Source organism: Streptomyces changanensis, from assembly GCF_024600715.1.
Classification (GTDB): Bacteria; Actinomycetota; Actinomycetes; order Streptomycetales; family Streptomycetaceae; genus Streptomyces; species Streptomyces changanensis.
Genome location: NZ_CP102332.1, coordinates 514,485 through 531,982, shown reverse-complemented (window position 1 = coordinate 531,982; position 17,498 = coordinate 514,485). Strand labels below are relative to the sequence as shown.

General features: G+C 76.4%; 13 protein-coding genes. 5 read left to right on the top strand and 8 right to left on the bottom strand.

Going from position 1 to position 17,498, the window contains the following annotated elements; all coding sequences use genetic code 11:
• Positions 1-243: 243 nt before the first annotated feature.
• Positions 244-1,575 carry an MFS transporter gene (locus NRO40_RS02295; RefSeq protein ID WP_232791260.1) on the top strand — a complete coding sequence of 444 codons (1,332 nt, stop codon included), beginning with the start codon at positions 244-246 and terminating at the stop codon, positions 1,573-1,575.
• A 26-nt stretch (positions 1,576-1,601) separates the two neighbouring features.
• Here NRO40_RS02295 and NRO40_RS02290 read toward each other — a convergent pair whose 3' ends face one another.
• Both NRO40_RS02290 and NRO40_RS02285 read right to left on the bottom strand, forming a co-directional pair.
• Complete coding sequence (locus NRO40_RS02290; protein WP_058945042.1) at positions 1,602-4,676, bottom strand: glycoside hydrolase family 3 protein; 3,075 nt, start codon at positions 4,674-4,676, stop codon at positions 1,602-1,604.
• Between the two features lie 165 nt (positions 4,677-4,841).
• On the bottom strand, positions 4,842-5,054 hold the full coding sequence (locus NRO40_RS02285) for an RICIN domain-containing protein (RefSeq protein ID WP_107115247.1): 213 nt from the start codon (positions 5,052-5,054) through the stop codon (positions 4,842-4,844).
• 876 nt (positions 5,055-5,930) lie between these two features.
• Here NRO40_RS02285 and NRO40_RS02280 point away from each other — a divergent pair.
• Positions 5,931-6,290 (top strand): hypothetical protein, encoded by a 360-nt coding sequence (locus tag NRO40_RS02280; protein ID WP_408056970.1) that lies wholly within the window; start codon positions 5,931-5,933, stop codon positions 6,288-6,290.
• A gap of 38 nt (positions 6,291-6,328) precedes the next feature.
• On the opposite strand, the gene NRO40_RS02275 is transcribed toward NRO40_RS02280, so the two are convergent.
• Both NRO40_RS02275 and NRO40_RS02270 read right to left on the bottom strand, forming a co-directional pair.
• Positions 6,329-7,114, bottom strand: coding sequence for a DUF72 domain-containing protein (locus tag NRO40_RS02275; protein ID WP_058945041.1), 786 nt, complete (start codon positions 7,112-7,114; stop codon positions 6,329-6,331).
• A gap of 63 nt (positions 7,115-7,177) precedes the next feature.
• Positions 7,178-7,963, bottom strand: a complete 786-nt coding sequence (locus NRO40_RS02270) for a LysR family substrate-binding domain-containing protein (RefSeq protein ID WP_257375317.1) — start codon at positions 7,961-7,963, stop codon at positions 7,178-7,180.
• 57 nt (positions 7,964-8,020) lie between these two features.
• Between NRO40_RS02270 and NRO40_RS02265 the strand changes: the two genes are divergently transcribed.
• Positions 8,021-8,413 carry a DUF5997 family protein gene (locus NRO40_RS02265; RefSeq protein ID WP_058945040.1) on the top strand — a complete coding sequence of 131 codons (393 nt, stop codon included), beginning with the start codon at positions 8,021-8,023 and terminating at the stop codon, positions 8,411-8,413.
• 216 nt (positions 8,414-8,629) lie between these two features.
• Here NRO40_RS02265 and NRO40_RS02260 read toward each other — a convergent pair whose 3' ends face one another.
• Positions 8,630-9,076 (bottom strand): DUF6083 domain-containing protein, encoded by a 447-nt coding sequence (locus NRO40_RS02260; RefSeq protein WP_058945039.1) that lies wholly within the window; start codon positions 9,074-9,076, stop codon positions 8,630-8,632.
• A gap of 166 nt (positions 9,077-9,242) precedes the next feature.
• Complete coding sequence (locus NRO40_RS02255) at positions 9,243-10,598, bottom strand: helix-turn-helix domain-containing protein (RefSeq protein ID WP_058945038.1); 1,356 nt, start codon at positions 10,596-10,598, stop codon at positions 9,243-9,245.
• Between the two features lie 138 nt (positions 10,599-10,736).
• Between NRO40_RS02255 and NRO40_RS02250 the strand changes: the two genes are divergently transcribed.
• Positions 10,737-12,104 (top strand): M64 family metallopeptidase, encoded by a 1,368-nt coding sequence (locus tag NRO40_RS02250; RefSeq protein WP_232791259.1) that lies wholly within the window; start codon positions 10,737-10,739, stop codon positions 12,102-12,104.
• Between the two features lie 97 nt (positions 12,105-12,201).
• On the opposite strand, the gene NRO40_RS02245 is transcribed toward NRO40_RS02250, so the two are convergent.
• Together NRO40_RS02245 and fusA are read right to left on the bottom strand one after the other, a co-directional pair.
• Positions 12,202-12,816 (bottom strand): hypothetical protein, encoded by a 615-nt coding sequence (locus tag NRO40_RS02245; protein WP_257375316.1) that lies wholly within the window; start codon positions 12,814-12,816, stop codon positions 12,202-12,204.
• Positions 12,817-13,059: 243 nt separating this feature from the next.
• Entirely contained in the window at positions 13,060-15,144 is a 2,085-nt protein-coding gene (gene fusA / locus NRO40_RS02240) for an elongation factor G (protein ID WP_058942776.1), read from the bottom strand.
• A gap of 578 nt (positions 15,145-15,722) precedes the next feature.
• Here fusA and NRO40_RS02235 point away from each other — a divergent pair.
• On the top strand, positions 15,723-17,411 hold the full coding sequence (locus NRO40_RS02235) for a serine/threonine-protein kinase (protein ID WP_079047146.1): 1,689 nt from the start codon (positions 15,723-15,725) through the stop codon (positions 17,409-17,411).
• Positions 17,412-17,498 lie beyond the last annotated feature (87 nt).

Sequence of the window (17,498 nt, the reverse complement as noted above, 5' to 3'; positions counted from 1 at the left end):
CGCCCCACCCCGCCCCACCCCGCCCCACCGCGTCCGGGGCGGCCGGGCCCGGACGTGCTGTTTCCGCAACGGCGTTGGGGCCCGCGCGTCCCTGCGTCCGACGATGTCCGGGAAGCCCTTCCCGGACACGAGAGGCAGGCCGTGACCACCACGACCCGACCCGTCGGAACCCCATCCACGGCCAATGCGCGCAGACGGTGGACGGTGCTGGCCGTCTGCTGCCTGAGCATGTTCCTCGTGGGCATGGACACCACCATCGTCAACGTCGGCCTCCCCGCCATCGGGCAGGCGCTGGACATCGGCACCCGCGGCCTGGAGTGGACCGTGGACGCCTACACGCTCGTCCTGGCGGCGCTGCTGATCTCCGCCGGTGCGCTGGCAGACCGGTTCGGGCGGCGACGGGTGTTCCAGTGGGGACTGGCCGTCTTCGGCGCCGCCTCGCTGGCGTGCGCCGTCGCCCCATCGGCGGGAGCGCTCGTCGCGGCCCGCGCCCTCCAGGGGGTCGGTGCCTCGATGCTCAGCCCCGTGGCCCTGGCGATCGTGGTGAACGCGATGCCCGACCCGCGGGAACGCGCCCGGGCGATCGGCGTCTGGGCGTCGGTCTTCGGGCTGAGCATGGCCGCCGGTCCCGTCGCGGGCGGCGCCCTCATCGACGCCTTCGGCTGGCGGTCGGTGTTCTGGGTGAACGTGCCGGTCGTCGTGGTGGCCCTCGTCCTCAGCGCGGTGTTCGTCCCGGAGTCCCGGGCGCCGCGACCGCGACGGCTCGACCTCCCGGGGCAGGTCCTGCTGACGGTGGTGATCGGGGCGTCGGTCGGCGTGCTCATCGAGGGCCCGCGCGTCGGGTGGACGTCACTGCCGGCGGTCGGCGCCTATGCCTGCGTCGTGCTGAGCGCGGTGGCGTTCGGCGTGGTGGAGTCCCGCAGGAGCGAGCCGCTCATGGAGCCGGCGTTGTTCCGCGGCCCGGCCTTCACCGGCGCGGTCGTCGGCGCCGTGGCGGTCTTCGTCGCCCTCAACGTCACGCTGCTGCTGGAGACCTTCCATCTCCAGCACGCCCGTGGCTGGACGCCGCTGGCCGCCGGGGCGGCGACTCTGCCCATGGCGGTCGGCGCCACCCTGTGCGCGCCGTTCTCCGGCCGTCTGGTCGGCCGTTCGGGTCCGCGGCTCCCGCTCACCCTGGCGGCCGGCTTCCTCACCGCGGGCGGGCTCTGCCTCGTCGGGCTCGACGACGACACCGGCGTAGCACTGCTCCTGCTGGCCAACGGGCTCGTCGGCGTCGGCTTCGGCTTCGCCAACGCCCCGATCACCAACACCGCCGTGAGCGGGCTGCCCGCCCAGCGGGCGGGCGTCGCCGGGGCGATCACGTCCACCGCGCGGCAGTTCGGCGCCGCGGTCGGCATCGCCGTCGCCGGCGGGCTGGTGGCGGGCGTCCCCCCGGCCGGGCTGGCGCACGCGTCCCGGCCGGGCTGGTTCGTGGTCGCCGCCTGCGGCGCGCTGTTGTTCCTCGTGGCCCGCGCCTCACGGCAGGCGCCGGGGGTCACCGCCCCGCGGGACGGCCGTACGCGGGGTGCCGTCTGACCGGCGGCACCCCGCGCGACCGCCGGTCAGGCGGCCCGGCACGCCGTCGTGAGCCGGGCCATCGCGGCCGACGGCTTCCCGCTCAGCAGCAGGTGCTCCGCCTCGGCGAACGGCTTCGCGGAGGCCGCCGACACCCCGGCGCCGATCTCGGCCTGGACGATCAGCCTCGCCCTGCCGACCAGCTCCGCGGCCGCCGGCGAGTCGCCCCGCCCCGCCGCCTCCAGGGCCCGGACGGCCAACGACACCGCCTTCAGCGTCCGTTCTCCACCGGGCGACGGCTTCGCGAGGGTGGTGAGCCCCCAGCCGTACGGGAACTGCGGGTCGTACACCGCGTCACCGACGTTGACCGGCAGTTGCTCCACGGACTTCGGCCACGTCACGGGCAGCCGCCCGGTGAACGGGCGGGTGCCGTAGAGGACGTCGGCGACGCCGTCGCCCTCCGTCCCCGGCAGCCACGACGCGACCAGTGCGTCGACGGCTCCCAGCCGGTCGCCGACGAGCTGGGGCCGGCCGGAGACCACCAGGACCGCGCAGCGCATCGCCGCGCACACCCGGTCGACGGCCGCCTTGTCGGCGTCGGACAGTTCCAGGTCGTGGCCGTTGCCGACGTCGCCGACCCCTTCCGCGTACGGGGTCTCGCCGACGACCACGACACCGACGTCGTGGCCCGCCGTGGGCGCCGAGGCGTCCTTCGAGTAGGTGAGGGCGGCGTCCGGGGCGGCCCTGCGCATGCCTTCCAGGATGGTCGTGCCGGTGGTGGTCCGGCCCGACGCGCCCTGCCAGCTGATCGTCCAGCCGCCGGCCTGGTTGCCGAGGTCGTCGGCGTTGGACCCGGCGACGTAGACCTTCTGCGACCGCCTCAGCGGCAGCACGGCCCCGTCGTTCTTCAGCAGGACCTGCGACTTCGCCACCGCCTCCCGCGCGACGGCGCGGTGGGCGGCCGAACCGACCCGGTCGAGGTGGGTGGTGTCGGCGTACGGCTGCTCGAACAGGCCGAGTCGGAACTTCTGCGTGAGGATGCGCTTCACCGCGTCGTCGACGCGCGCCGGGCTGATCCGTCCCGCCGCCACCTCCGCCCGCAGGACCCGGGTGAACTCCTGGTACGCCGTGGGCACCATGATCATGTCGAGGCCCGCGTTGACCGAGGTGCGGACGTCGCTCGGGTAGTCGCCGGGGATCTGGTCGATGGCCTGCCAGTCGCTGACGACGAAGCCGTCGAAGCCCATCCGGCCCTTGAGGACACCGTTGATCATCGCGGCGTCGGCGTGCATCTTCACCGGACCGGCGTCGTCCCCGATGATGTCGAGCGACGAGTACGACGGCATGACCGTGCCCGTCCCGCGCTTCACCGCCTCGGCGAACGGCGCGAGGTGCACGGCCTCCAACTCCTGGCGGGTGACCCGCGTGACGCCCTGGTCGATGGTGTAGGAGCCGGTGGTGGACGAGCCGAACTCCGTGCCGCCGTCGCCCACGAAGTGCTTCGCGCTCGCGAGGACCTTGTCGTTGCGGTCCAGGTCCCGGCCGGACGGCGCGCCCTGCATCCCCTCGATGACGGTCGCCATGGCGGTGACCAGCGCCGGGTCCTCGCCGAACGCCTCGTAGGAGCGGCCCCATCGCTCGTCCCGGGTCACGCACAGGCACGGCGCGAAGTCCCACGGCACGCCCGTGGCGCGCACCTCCTTCGCCGTGACCGCCCCCGTCCTGCGGGCCAGGTCGGGGTCGCGGGCGGCACCGATCCCGATGTTGTGCGGCATGATCGTCGCGCCGACGACGTTGTTGTGGCCGTGCACGGCGTCCACGCCGTAGATCAGCGGGATCTGCAGCCGGGTCTCCTGGGCGCGCAGCTGGTAGGCGTCGACCATCCGCGCCCACGCCTCGGGCGTGTTGGGCGTGGGGACGGAGCCGCCGCCGGACAGCAGCGAGCCGAGGGCGTGGGAGGCGATGTCGCCCGGGGACCGCAGCGCGTTGCGTTCGGCCTGCGTCATCTGGCCGGCCTTCTCGGCCGGGGTCATGCGCGAGAGCAGGTCGGCGACGCGCCGGTCCACCGGCAACCGCGGGTCGAGGTAGGGCAGCCCGTGCGCGTTCACCACCACCCGCGGGTCCTCGGCCGGTGCCCGGGCGCCGGTGACGGTCAGCTTCAGCGGGACCGTCTCGGCCGCCTCGGCCCTGCCGTCGCGCCGCGTGGGGACGGCGACCGAACGGGACGTGCCGGAGGGGGCCCCCGCCGGGAAGGTCACCGTCCCGGACACGGGCGTGAAGTCCTCACCCGGACGGGCGGTACCGCCCTCGGTGGTGTAGGCGACCGTGACCGGCTCGGGGAGCGGGCCGGACCCGGTGGTGGCCACGGAGATCCGGACCCGGGCCGTGCCGCCCTCGTCGACGGGGTGGACGACCGTGTCGGTGACGACCCTGGCGCTCAGGGCCGGGTCGGCCTTCCCGTACAGCTCGACGCCGTCGACGGCGAAGGAGCCGGGTGCCCCGGTGGGCAGCGTGAAGGCGTAGCCCCACATCTCCTTCAGGCCGAGGACCTGGTCGATGCCGCCGACGGGCTGGTAGTCCGCGCGGTACTGGAAGTCGGCAAACGGGATCTCGACCAGGTGCCACCCCTGCCAGTCGTCCGTGAAGGACGTCGTCCACAGCTCGGACGTCCCGCCGCTGGTGCCGCCGTCCTTGATCTCGAAGTGGACGCGCGGGCCCGAACCGGGCGGCAGGGGCGCGGTGTTCTGCCCGTACCACCAGAAGCGCACGCCCTTGTGGGCGCTCCAGTCGTGGGCGGGCCGGTTGGTGGCGAACTCATGGCTGAAGCCGCCCCAGCCGCTGATGTCGTAGCGCCCTTCGAGGACCTTGTCGCCCTCGGGAGCGTCGGTGCGCGCCGCCAGGGTCAGCGCCGGCCGGTCGTCGGCGTCGCTGCCCCATGTGAAGATCCCGTCGGCGGGCGGGTCGGCGAAGGGCACCTCCCCCTCGAACCGGTCCACGGGGACGGGCGGCGGCGCCTCGTCCGCGGCGGTGCTGGGGGGCGCGCCGGCGAGGAGGCCGGCGAGGACCGCGGTGGCCGCGAGCACCGCCGTCCGTGCTCTCCCACGGTGGCGTCGTACGGGCATCCGGGACTCCTTGGGTGGTGGTGGGTGGTCTGCGGTGTGCGGTCTGAGGTTCGTGGCGGGTGGCCGGGGGTCGGCGGCCGGGGTCCGGCGGCGGGAGCCGGGGTCCGGGGGCCGGGTCCGACACCGGGGGCTCGGGCCACGGGCCAGGGGCCCAGGGGTCAGGGGTCAGGGGGAGGCGAGGATCCACTTCCGGTGGGCGCCTCCCGTGCAGCTCCGGATCCGTGTCCGTGCCCCGTCCGCCGCCGACCGGTCCTTCACGTCCGGGCACTTGTCGGCCGCCGTGACGACCAGGTCGTGGGTGGCGGCGTCGTAGGACCAGTGCTGCGCCCCGGTCCTGTTGCAGGTGTACAGCCGGACCGGCGCGGGCGGCCGTGCCAGGCGATCCCGCCGAACAGTGGGTCCTCCCGCGCGCCCGGGTCGGCGAGGACGGCGGAGCCGAAGCCCGCGTGGTCGCCGTGGTCCCCGTCGTGCAGCCGTGGTCCCCGTCGTGCACGATCAACCTCGGTGGTGAGGCCGGCGGCGCACAGGGCGGGGTGGACGTGGTTCCTGGTGAACTCCACCAGGCCGGACGGGTTCCGGCTCATGCCCGGGTGGTCCATCGCGGTGGGGTTGCCGGCCTGGCGGCGGTTCGGCTCGTTCGCATGGTGCTCCTTCCGGTGTGGACGCACCCGCGCCCCGCCGCGGTGTGGGCCGCGGCGTGCCCCGCCGCGCCGGTGCGGTACGGGGGCGGTACGGCGTGGTGCGGAGCGGTGCGGTGTGGGGAGGGGCCGGGGGAGGGGAGCCGGCTGTTGCCGGGTCGGGGGGAACCGGGGACGGGCAGGTCCACGACCCTTCAGATCGTGAAAGCGTGTCAGCTCTTAACTTGAGCCGTGATTTAAGTGGCGCGCGGGACGGGCGTCAAGACGTCTCACACGCGTGGTCCCGGGACCGTCCCCGCCGCCCGGCGGCGTGGGGGCCGCGCGGACCGGCCTGAACTGGGCGGATGCCGTCAGAGGTGCGGTCCGTCGCCGCGCCGCGCGCGGCCGACCGTCGACCGGGGCGGTCGACGCCGGCCCGCCGGCCCGGGCCGGCGGAAAGCGGGCCGCCAGGGCCGGGGGGCGATACCGGCCGGTCGGCTGACTTCGACCTGTGGACGCCGGTCCCCGCGGTCGTGGTCGCCCACCACTGGCCTGAACGTGCCGTCGGTCGCCCGCGTACCTCTCGGGGAGCGCGTCGACGACGGGAGCGGAGATGACGGAGCGTGGGGGACCCGCGGTGCGAGGACTTCCCGACGGCGGAGCGGAACTGACCGTCGTCCTCAGCCTGCGCTGGGAGGACGTCGCCGCGCTCGGCCGTGAGGCGAGCCGCCTGGCCGAGCAGCGCGGCGCCCCCGTCACGCTCGACGAGGCGGCCAGTCACCGCCTGCGCACCTGGTCGTCCGTGGCCAACGGACCCGAGCCCCGCACCAAGGCGGCCCCCGCGGGGCCCTCGCCCGCCGTCACCGCCCCCGACCGGTCCCGTCCCCACGTGGCGCCCCTCGGCGAGACGGCCCCGATGACCGCCCTCGCGTCGTCCCCCACCGCGGGGCACGGCCACGCCCGGCCGCCCGCCACGACGGGCGGCGGACCGACCTGACCGGCCGCCCGCGACGGCGGCCCGGCCGGGCGCACCCCCTACCCGTCGGCGGGCGCGGCCGACGGCAGCCGGGGCGGCGTGCGCGTCACGGTCAGCCCGGCGGCCACGGCGGCGCGGGCGAACACCACGGCGTCCCGGACGGCCGCGCCGTTCGGGTCGTTGTTGAAGTAGGCGTACACCTCGCCCTCACCGGTCCACGTCTCCGCGACGCGCCGCGCCCACGTCTCCAGCGAGCGCCGGCCGTAGCGCGGCCACGACCGGGCCCGGCCCACGTGGAAGCGCACGTACCCCCAGTCCGCCGTCCGCCACAGTGGCGTCACCGGCCGGGCCCGTACGTCCGCCCAGCACAGCGCGGCGCCCCGCGCCTCCAGCACGCCGCGCACCCCGGGCGTCCACCACGACGGGTGGCGCGGCTCGACCGCGACCCGCACACCCGGCGGGAAGCACCCCAGGCAGGCGTCGAGCAGCGCCGCGTCGGCTCTCAGCGTCGGCGGGAGCTGGAGCAGGACCGGCCCCAGCCGGTCGCCGAGCCCGGCCGCGTGGGTCAGCAGCCGCCGCACCGGCTCCTCCGGCTCCCGCAGCCGCTTGACGTGGGTGAGGAACCGGCTCGCCTTGACCGCCACCACGAAGTCCGGGGGCGTGCGTTCCCGCCACGCCTCGAACGTGGCGTACGACGGCAGCCGGTAGAAGGCGTTGTTGACCTCCACCGTGGCGAAGGCGGCGGCGTACGCCTCCAGCCAGAGCCGCTGGGGCGTCCCCTCCGGGTACAGCACGTCGCGCCAGTCCTTGTACTGCCACCCCGACGTGCCGACGAGAAGCCTCATGGCCCCATGAAACCAGGCGGACCGGATGTGAGGCCCGCAAGCTCCCGCCCGCGTTCGTCCGCGTCAGGACCGCCGGCGGGGCTTTCCGCGGCGGGCTCCCTGCGGCGCACCGGCACCGCGCCGCGCGCCCTTGGCGGCGGGCTTGCCGCCCCCGCCCCCGCGCCGCTGTCCGCCGCCGGCTCCGGCCGTCCCGCCGGAACGCGGCGCGGCCTTCCTCGGCTCCTCCGCCGCGTCGGGCCGGCGGCCGCGCGTGCTGTTGACGGTCCGCCCCCGGACGATCCCGATGAAGTCCTCGACCCGGTCCGTCGTCCGCTCCTCCGGCCACGAGAGCGCGACCCGCGACTGCGGCACGTCGGTGAGCGGCCGGTACGTGAGGTCCCGGCGGTGGTGCAGCCGGGCCAGCGACTGCGGGACGACGAGCAGCCCCACCCCCGCCGCCACCAGCTCCACCGCGTCCCCCGTCGTGGCGGGGCGCTCGAAGGCGGGGAGGCCCGGGGGCCGCTCCCACTCCAGGGTGTCGTCGAGCGGGTGGAAGACGATCTCCTCGGCGAGGTCCTCGGCGGACACCTCGTCGACCGCCGCGAAGAGGTGGTCCTTCGGAATGACGACGACCGTCGTCTCGGTGTAGAGCGGGATGGCGCTCAGGTCCGTCCGGTCCACCGGCAGCCGTACGAAGCCGGCGTCCGCGTCACCGCGGCGCAGCGCCTCGGGCGCCTCCGCGGCGGACACCGCGACGAGCTCCAGCGGCACGTCCGGCAGCCGCTCCCGCCAGATCCGCACCCACTTCGCGGGTGTCACACCCGGGACGTACGCGAGCCTGAACGAGGAGGGTGCTTCCGAGCCTGTCACCGGGCCAGATTACCGGGCGTGGTCAGGGGCCGCGCACATGCTCGATATCCTGGACGCATGACGTCGCACCGCACCACCCAGACGATGAAGCCCGCCACGGCGGCCAAGAAGCTGGGTGTCCACCTCGAGGCCACCCCCGCAGAGTTCCAGGAGGGCTCCGTCTCGCGCGACGAGCTGAACGCCCTGCAGACAGATCCGCCGGAGTGGCTGCGCGAGCTGCGGCGCAACGGCCCGCACCCCCGGCCGGTCGTCGCGGCCCGCCTGGGCGTCTCCATCTCGGGCCTCGCCCGTGGAGGCGTCACCGAGGCGCTCACCACCGAGCAGATCGAGGCGCTGCGGGACGAGAACCCCGAGTGGCTCCAGAAGGAGCGCGCCACGCAGGCCGAGGTGCGCAAGGAGGCCGAGCGCCTCAAGGAGAAGCGCGCCAAGGAGGCCGCGGCGGACTCCTGACCCCGCCCGGGCCCGCACCTACCGGTCGCGGGCCCGCCGGTCCTCGGCGCCGCCGGCTCCTCGCCCGCCCGAACCCCTCGCCCAGCCCGGCCCCAGCCGACCCCGCCTCGCACCGGCCCGCACGGCACCGCACCGGCCCGCACGGCACCGCACCGGTGCACCCGGCCCCGGTCCGGCCCGCACGGCACCGCACATCGGGTGCGGTGTCGCCGGCCGTCACCCGCCCGGCTCCGCCCCGCCGTCGCGCCCCGCCACCCCGCACGGACGCCCCGCCACCTCGGGTGGGCCGCCCGCGCGGCACACCAGGGTGTGCGGGATCCGGCACAGCGTCCCGGGCCGCGGCGGGCCGCTGCCACCGTTCCAGGCGCGGCCGCCCGCGTCGACGTACCAGCGCCGCCACGGCGGAACGCCCTCCGCGGGGGCCCGCACCTCCGGCTCCAGCAACACGTACGCCTCGTAGTACGTGCCGCGGCGGTCGCCCCGAGCCCCGCACCGGTCGCACACCGGTGGCGCGGGAGGCGGCGCCGCCACGGCCCCCTCCCGTACCGCCTGTGCCCGGTCCTCGCCCTCCCACGGCCCCGACCCGCGCGGCGGGACCGCCCGGTACGCGTCCGGGCCGCAGCCCGCCACCCCGCCGGCCCCCTGCTCCTCCACGTCCCCCACACGTCGAGCATCCCCACCCCGGGCCCGGCCCGAGCAGCCGGATCCGGGCGTGATCCCGGCGGCGCGTGGTGCGCGAGCGCGCCGCCCACGGCACACGGGGCGTGCGCCGACCCCCGCGTTCCGCGCCACGGTGGCCGGGACGGCACCCCGACGCGGCGCGCCCCGGCTAGCCGACCCCGCCGCCGGCCGGGCGGAGCGCGGGGGCGGCCGGTGCCGGGCCGAGCGTCGTCGTGCCGGGCGCCGCGCGGTGGCCGAGGCCGGTACGGTACGCGTCCAACGCGGCCTCGGTCCGGCCGGTGCGCCGCAGCAGGTCGCCCAGCAGTCGGCACAGGTCCGCCAGGTCGCCCGTCGCGCCGCTGCGCTCCAGCAGGCCCAGCGCCAGGACGTAGTGCTCCTCGGCGGACTCCGTCTCCCCCCGCTCCTCGGCGATCAGCCCGAGCAGCCGGTGCGCGCCGCCCGCGTGCACGGCGCCGCGCCGGTCGTCCAGGTCGAGCAGGGCGGACAGCAGCCCGGCGGCCTCGTCGTACCGGCCGAGCCGCCGCAGCACGTCCGCCAGCTCCACTTCCACCTGCGCCGTGTACAGCGCCGCCCCGCGGGTCGCCAGCATGTCCCGCGCGGTGCGCAACTCCCGCTCGGCGGCGTCCAGTTCGCCGCTCTGCGCCTTGACGTACCCGCGCATCCAGTGGCAGTGCGCCAGGTCGGTGCGCAGCCGCAGTTGCCGGTACATCGACTGCGCCTTGGCGAGTGACGCGTCGGCGTCGGCGGTGCGCCCCTCCGCGAGGAACGTCCGCGCCACCTGCCGGTGCATGCCCGCCACCAGCGCCGGGTCGGCGACCTGCGGAGCCAGGGCGAGGGCCAGCTCCGCCGCGTGCGCGGCACGGGCGTGCGCCCCCATGTCGATGTACGGGCCGATGACCGCCGCGTACAGCATCACCAGCGCCTCCGGGTCGGCGAGGCCGCTCCCCGTCAGCTCGTCGATGGCCGACTCCAGGAGGTAGCAGGCGTACCGCAGCTCGCCGGCGAGCAGATGGGCGACGGCGCGCCCCCGGACCGCCCGGGCGCGCCGGGGCGCCGGTTCGCCGGCCAGCAGCCGCTCCGCCTCGGCGAAGTGCCCGCCGGCGTCGGCGAGGTCACCGGTCTCCAGGGCGCAGTCGCCCAGCCCGAGGAGCGCCTCCGTCCGCTCGGCCGCCAGGCCGTGCCGCTCGGCGTCGGCGAGCAGCGCCCGGTACCGGGCGGCGGCCCCGTCGGCGGACCCGGTGGCCAGCATGCTCTGCGCCTCGGTGAGGCCGAGGCGCACCTCCGTGGCCAGGTGGGCCGGGCGCCCGGTCGCCAGCTCCTCGTACGACGCGCCCAGCCGGTCGGCGAGGAACCGCAGCGCCGTCTCCGACGGTCGCACCCTGCCGGACTCCAGCGTCGACACGTACGCCGCGGTGTACGACGGCTCCGCCAACTGCCGCTGCGTCAGCCCGCGCTCGGCGCGCAGCCGCTGGACCCGGCGGCCGATCTCGGCCGGTTCGTCCATGACAACCCCCTGGTAGCTCGAACTCCCCAGTATCCAGCGGCTCCTGGCCATTGCGCAGCCGCCGCGGGCCCCCTACCTTAAGCGGCCTGTTCACCGGATTTAAGTCCGCGATTAACCCCCCACTTCGAAGGAGGGCTCGTGCGCACCACCCTGCGCAGCTCCCTGACGGCGGCCGGCCTGGCCGCGGCCGTCGTCGCGTCACTCGCCGCCGGACCCGGCACCGCGGCGGCGGGCCCGGCTCCGCTCGCCGCGCCGGGCCGGCACACGGAGGTCGTGGAGGTCGAGATACCCGGCCCCGAACACGGCACCGTCGCCGGCTCGGGCCACCTCCGCGTCCCGGCCGCCGGCCAGGACCGGCCAGCGGCGCGGCTCTCCGCGGCCGAGGAGCGGGCCGACGGGACCGTCACCAAGCTGGTCGACAACGGCCCCACCGCCGACCGGCTGGACGTCGTCGTCATCGGCGACGGCTACACCGCCGCCGAGCTGCCGCGGTTCCGCGCGGACGCCCGCGACAAGTGGGCGGAGGTCGCGGCCGTCGAGCCGTACACCACCTACCAGGGCCTGTTCAACGTCTGGGCGGTCGACGCGGTCTCCCGCGACTCCGGTGTCACCGGCGACCCCGACCGCGCCACCGTCCGCGACACGGCCCTCGGCGCCCACTTCTGGTGCGGCGACATCGAGCGGCTGCTCTGCGTCGACCAGGACGAGGTGGACACCTACGCCGCGCTCGCCCCCGACGCCGACCTCGTCCTCGTCCTCGCCAACAGCGCCAAATACGGCGGCGCCGGCTACAACGAGCCGAACGCCACCATCGGCTACGACGGGATCGCCACCGCCTCCGCCGGGAACGCCAAGTCCGGTCAGGTCGCCATCCACGAGACCGGCCACTCCCTCGGCCGGCTCGCCGACGAGTACTTCTACCCCGGCACGCCGGGCTACGAGCGGTACACCGGCAAGGAGCCGACCGATCCGAACACGTCGACGCTCGACGCCGCCCGCATGGCCGAGCGGCGCGCCAAGTGGTACCGCTGGCTGGGCGAGGAGTCGCCCGACGGGGGCACGGTCGGCGCCTACGAGGGCGGCGGGTACTACGTCGCCGGCCTCCACCGGCCCACCGACAACTCCCTCATGCGCGTCCTGGACCGGCCGTTCAACCTGCCGGGCGTGGAAGCGATGATCGCCGGCTTCTACCGGCACGCCGAGCCGGCCACCGCGCTCACCCCGACGGGCGGCACGCTCCGCGCCGACGACGCGGCGCGGATCGCCGTCCCCCGCCTGACGGGGGCGGACGGCCACCAGCTCACCGTCCGCTGGTACCTCGACGGCCGCGAACTGCGGCACCTGGCGGGCCGCACCGAGGTGCCCGTCGCCCAGCTGGGGCTGCGTCCGCACGACTTCCGGTCGCACAAGCTGTCCGTGACGGTGGTGGACCGTACGTCCTCGGTCCGCGACCCGGCCGTCGAGAAGACCCTGCGCACCGTCTTCGACTGGCGCGTCCGCCGGTAGTCCCGTACCGGGCGGGGTCCGGGCCGGTCACCTCCCCGCGGGCCGGGTGGGTGGGCCCGTCGGCACCGGCGCGCGGTGCCGGCGGAGCTGCCGGGGGTCACCCCGCCGCGCCCGTCGTCCGGGTGTCGGGGCGGGCGCCGGAGCCCGGTACGAGGTCGTGCAGCAGGTCGCCGAGCGAGCCGACCGGCCCGGCCGGCGCGGAGGGCCGCGGCGCCGGGTCGCCCGAGGGCGCCGGGCCGTCATCCGGCGCGCCCGGCGCGGCGGGCGCGCCCGGCGGCGGGCCCGGTGCGTGCGGCCCGGGTCCCGGCTCCGGCCCGCGCTCGGCGGCCGGTCCCGGCGTCGAGGGAGCGGCGTCCCGTCCCGCCGTCCGGGCCTCGGGCCGAGGTGCGTCCGGCACCGGAGCCCAGCCGCCGCCGACCGGCCGCCGTGGCTCGGCGCTGAGGGCGGGCAGCAGCGTCGGCCCCGCCGCCCCGCCCGGTCCCGCTCGCCCCGGCCCCGTACGCGCCCCGTCCGGGCCCCCGGCGGGGACCACCGGGCCGCCCGCACCGGGCAGCGGGCCCCGTGGCGACTCGGGCCGCGCCCGGGACGCCGGGGCGTCGGGTGAGGACTGGAGCGCCAGAGCCAGCGCACCGGCCACTCCCAGCGCGGTCGTGGTCCTCACCAGGGTGTGGCGGGCGCCGCTCGCCCCGCCCGCCTGCCTGTGCCTGCCCATGTGGTCCCTCCGGGGGCCGTGGTCACTCGATCCGACGGTCGGACAAGGGGCGCCGAGGGGCGAAAGTGACGGGTGATCCACTCGCCGTCACCACCTGTGACGAATTCGTGACACGTATCCCGCGCGCCGCCCGCCGGACTCCTCGGCCGCCGTGCCACGGAACCCCGGGCGCCCCGGCCGTTCCGATCCCGTCCGCCGGGCGGCGAACGTCACCGGACCGGACCGGCCGGGGCACGGCGCGGGTCAGCCGGGCAGGAGGCGCGCGGAGACCGCCGCCGGGACCGGGGCGTACCCGCACGGGCGGGTCGTGAACGTGCCCCGGCCCTGGGTGCGGCCCCGCAGCCGGGACGCGTAGCCGAACAGCTCCGCCAGCGGTACCGTCGCGGTGACCGTCGTCGTCCCGGCCCGCGCGGTCGAGCCGGTGACGCGGCCGCGCCGTGCCGCCAGGTCGCCGAGCACCCCGCCCACGGCGTCGTCCGGCACGGTGGCCGTCACCTCGGCGACGGGCTCCAGGAGCGCCGTCACCCCCGTACGCAGGGCCTCGCGCAGGCCCAGACGGCCCGCCGTGCGGAACGCGAGCTCCGAGGAGTCCTTGGGGTGCGTCGCCCCGTCGGTCAGCGTGACCCGCAGACCGACCACCGGATGACCGGCGAGCGGCCCCTCGGCCAGCGCGTCCCGGCAGCCCGTCTCCACCGCCCGCACGAACTCCTGCGGCACCCGGCCCCCGACGACCACCGACCGGAACTCGAAGGCGCCCGCCGTGCCCGGCGCCACGTCCAGCGGTTCCACGTCCAGCACCACGTGGGCGAACTGACCCGCCCCGCCGTCCTGTTTGACGTGCCGGTACACCGACCCCGTCACGCCACGGGCCACCGTCTCGCGGTAAGAGACCCGCGGGCGGCCCACCGCGACCTCCACCCCGTGGCGGCGCAGCGTCTCCACCGCGACCTCCAGGTGCAGTTCACCCAGCCCCGACAGCACGGTCTGCCCGGTCTCCGGATCGGTCCGCACGACGAGCGAGGGGTCCTCCTCCGCCAGCCGGCCCAGCGCGGTCGCCAACCGGTCCGCGTCCGGGGCGCGGCGCGCCTCGACCGCCACGGACACCACCGGCTCGGCCGTCCCGGGCGGTTCGAGCACCAGCGGCGCACCGGGCGCGCACAGGGTCGTCCCCGCGCGTGCCGCCTTCGGCCCGACCACCGCGACGATGTCGCCGGCCACCGCGACGTCGGTCTCGGCGTGCCGGTCCGCCCGCACCCGCAGGATGCGGGCGATCCGCTCCGTGCGGCCCGACACCGGGTCGAGCACGACCTCCCCCTTGCGCAGGGTGCCGGCGTACGCGCGCAGGAAGGTGAGCCGGCCGGTCGGGGTCGACTGCACCTTGAACACGAGACCGCAGAACGGCGCCGCCGGGTCGGCGGCCCTCTCCCGCACCTCACCGTCGAGCGTGCCGCGCACGGCGGGCACGTCCAGCGGCGAGGGCAGGTACGCGACGACGGCCTCCAGCAGCGGCTCGATCCCGCGGTCGCGGTACGCCGACCCGCACAGCACCACGACGCCCCCGCCACCGCGCGTCAGGTCACGCAGGGCGGACGCGAGCGTGCCGGCCGAGACCCCGCCGGCGGCGCAGTACTCCTCCAGCGCGGCCGGGTGCAGCTCCGCCACGGTCTCCTCCAGCAGCGCGCGCCGCCGCGCCGCCTCCTCGCGCAGCGCCCCGGGCACCGGGCGGTCCTCGTACCCGTCCCGGCCGTCCGCCCAGACCAGCGCCCGCATCCGCAGCAGGTCCACGACGCCGGTGAAGCCGGACTCGCGCCCGATCGGCAGCTGCGCCACCAGCGGGACCACGCCGAGCCGTTCGCGGATCGAGGCGACCGCCGCGTCGAGGTCGGCGCCCGCGCGGTCCAGCTTGTTGACGAACGCGATCCTGGGCACGCCCTGCCGGTCGGCCTGGCGCCACACGGCCTCGCCCTGCGGCTCCACGCCCGCGACCGCGTCGAACACCGCGACCGCCCCGTCGAGGACGCGCAGCGAACGCGTCACCTCGTCGGTGAAGTCAACGTGGCCGGGCGTGTCGATGAGGTTGATCCGGTGGCCGTCCCAGACACAGCTGACGGCCGCCGCGAAGATGGTGATGCCGCGGTCGCGCTCCTGCGGGTCGAAGTCGGTCACGGTCGTCCCGTCGTGCACCTCGCCCCGCTTGTGGGTGGTGCCGGTCAGGTACAGGATCCGCTCCGTCACGGTGGTCTTCCCGGCGTCGACGTGGGCGAGCACGCCGATGTTCCGTACGGTGCTCAGGGGAGAGGTGATGCGGTGTCGCGGGTCGGTACGCACGGCCGTGTGGCCTTTCTTCTGGGTCCGGCGAAGACGTGGGGCGCGCGATTCCCGTGCGGCCCCCCCGCCCCTGAGCGGGGCCCGACTCCACTCCCGGTGCCCCGGTACCGGTGTCACCGGTGTCCGCGGCGTCCGTGGACACGGCGATCGCCGTGCCGCCGCGGGCACGGCGACCCCGTCGCACGTAGGCGCTCGATGACGCACGCCGTCACCGCGTGACGGCGCACATGGCGCACACGGCGCACACGGCGGCCCGGAAGCGGGAGGGCACAGGGGGAGAGGGAAGGGGGAGGTACGGAGGTACGTCCTGTCACGGGCTCCGGTGCCGGCCGCGCGGCCGGCACCGGGCCTACGAGGACACCAGGATCACGTCGTACCGCGACCAGGGGGCGTCGACAGCGGTGTGGTCCCGCATGGTCCGCCCCCTTCGACTCGTCGTCCGGTCACCCGTCGGGCGCGCCCCGGACGGTGTGCCGGCGGCGCGCACCGCGAGTGTAGTGAGCGCGTGCGGGCCCGGGCACCGGGTTTTCGGCGCCTGCCGCACGGGCGGGCGCGCGCCCCGCCTACGATGACCCGCCATGAGCATGAGTGAGGGCGGCAGACCCCTGGTCGACGCACGGTTCGAACTGGTCTCCCGCTTGGGCAGCGGCGGCATGGGCACGGTCTGGCGGGCGCGGGACGTCGCCCTGGACCGTGAGGTCGCGCTCAAGGAGGTCCGCCCACCCGACCCCGCCGTCGAGGAGGCCGACCCCGGCCTCGCCGCGCAGCTGCGCCTGCGCGCCGTCCGCGAGGCCAGGGCGCTGGCTCGGCTGTCGAACCCGCACGTGGTGACGATCCACCACATCGTCGAGCCCGCCGACGGCTCCCACCCCTGGATCGTCATGGAGCTCGTCGAGGGACGCTCCGTCTACGAACGGCTCGCCGAGGGCCCCATGCCCGTGCCCGAGGTGATCCGGCTCGGCCTGGAGGTCCTGTCCGCGCTGCGCGCCGCGCACTCCGCGGGCATCAACCACCGCGACGTGAAGCCCGCGAACGTCCTGCTGCGCCCCGACGGCAGCGCCGTCCTCACCGACTTCGGCATCGCCGAGTTCTCGGAGGCGACGTCCCGGCTCACCTCGACCGGCGACCTGATCGGCTCACCGGAGTTCATCGCGCCCGAGCGCGTCCGCGGCGAGGAGGGCAACCCGGCCTCCGACCTGTGGTCGCTCGGCATGCTGCTGTACGTGGCGGCCGAGGGGCACCATCCGTTCCGCCGGGCGACCAGCCTCGCGACCGTCGTCGCCGTCCTGGACGACCCGATCCCGCCGCCGGTCAGGTCGGGCGCCCTCGGACCCGTCCTGGACCGGCTCCTGGTCCGCGACCCCGCCCGGCGCCCGGACGGCGCGGAGCTGGAGCGGCTGCTGCGGGAGGCGGCGGCGCCCGCCCCGACCACGCCGCCCCACGGACCGGGCGCCGGCGCCGCTCCGTACGGGCAGCACCCCGCGTACGCCGGGCCGCAGGCCCACCGTCCGGCCTGGACGCCGCACGCCACGGTGCCCAACGGCGCGTTCGGCCCGCCGGTACCGCCCGTGCCGCCCGCCCGCCGGCCGGCGGGCCGCCGTGCCGCCCTCTCCGTCGCCTCGGCAGCGGCCGTCGCCATCGCGGTCGTCGCCGCACTGAACTGGCCGTTCGCCGGGGGCACGACCGACGACGGCCGGGGCACCGCGCCCTCGTCCGGCTCCGCCTCGCGCGACCCGGTGTCCGGGGCGCGCGGCACCACCGGCGGCGGTACGGCTTCCTCGGCGGACGGGGTGCCCGCGTCGACCAGGGGCTCGCTCCTGACGACGGCGAACGTCCGCACCGTCCTCGGGGCGTTCCGCGAGGCGAGCGGCAACCCGCAGGTCAAGCAGGTGACCTTCTACGAGGAGTACGCGCTGGCCGACATCCCCACCAAGCCGGGCGCGAGGACGTACGACCGGTACCAGTACCGCGACGGCGTGGCGGCGAAGACCGGTCCTGGCGGCACCATCGACCCGGACTCGCCCGACGAGCAGCCCTTCGACGCGGCCGCGCTCGCCTGGGACACCCTCCCGGCGCTCATGCGGCGCGGGGAGAAGGACCTGAAGGTCGACGATCCGAACCTGCGGTACGTGATCGTCGACCGGTGGACGTTCAACGCCGACCAGCCCACCGTGCGTTACTACCTCACCAACGAGTACCGGGCGACCGGCTACCTCGCCACCGACGCCCGCGGCAAGGTCGTGCTCTCCCACCCCGCGTCGTCCTGACCCGACGCGCGCCGGTTCGACACGCGCCACCCTCGGCCCCGCGCGGACCGGGACGGACCGGACCGGGGCGGGCGGTCGCCGGCCGCG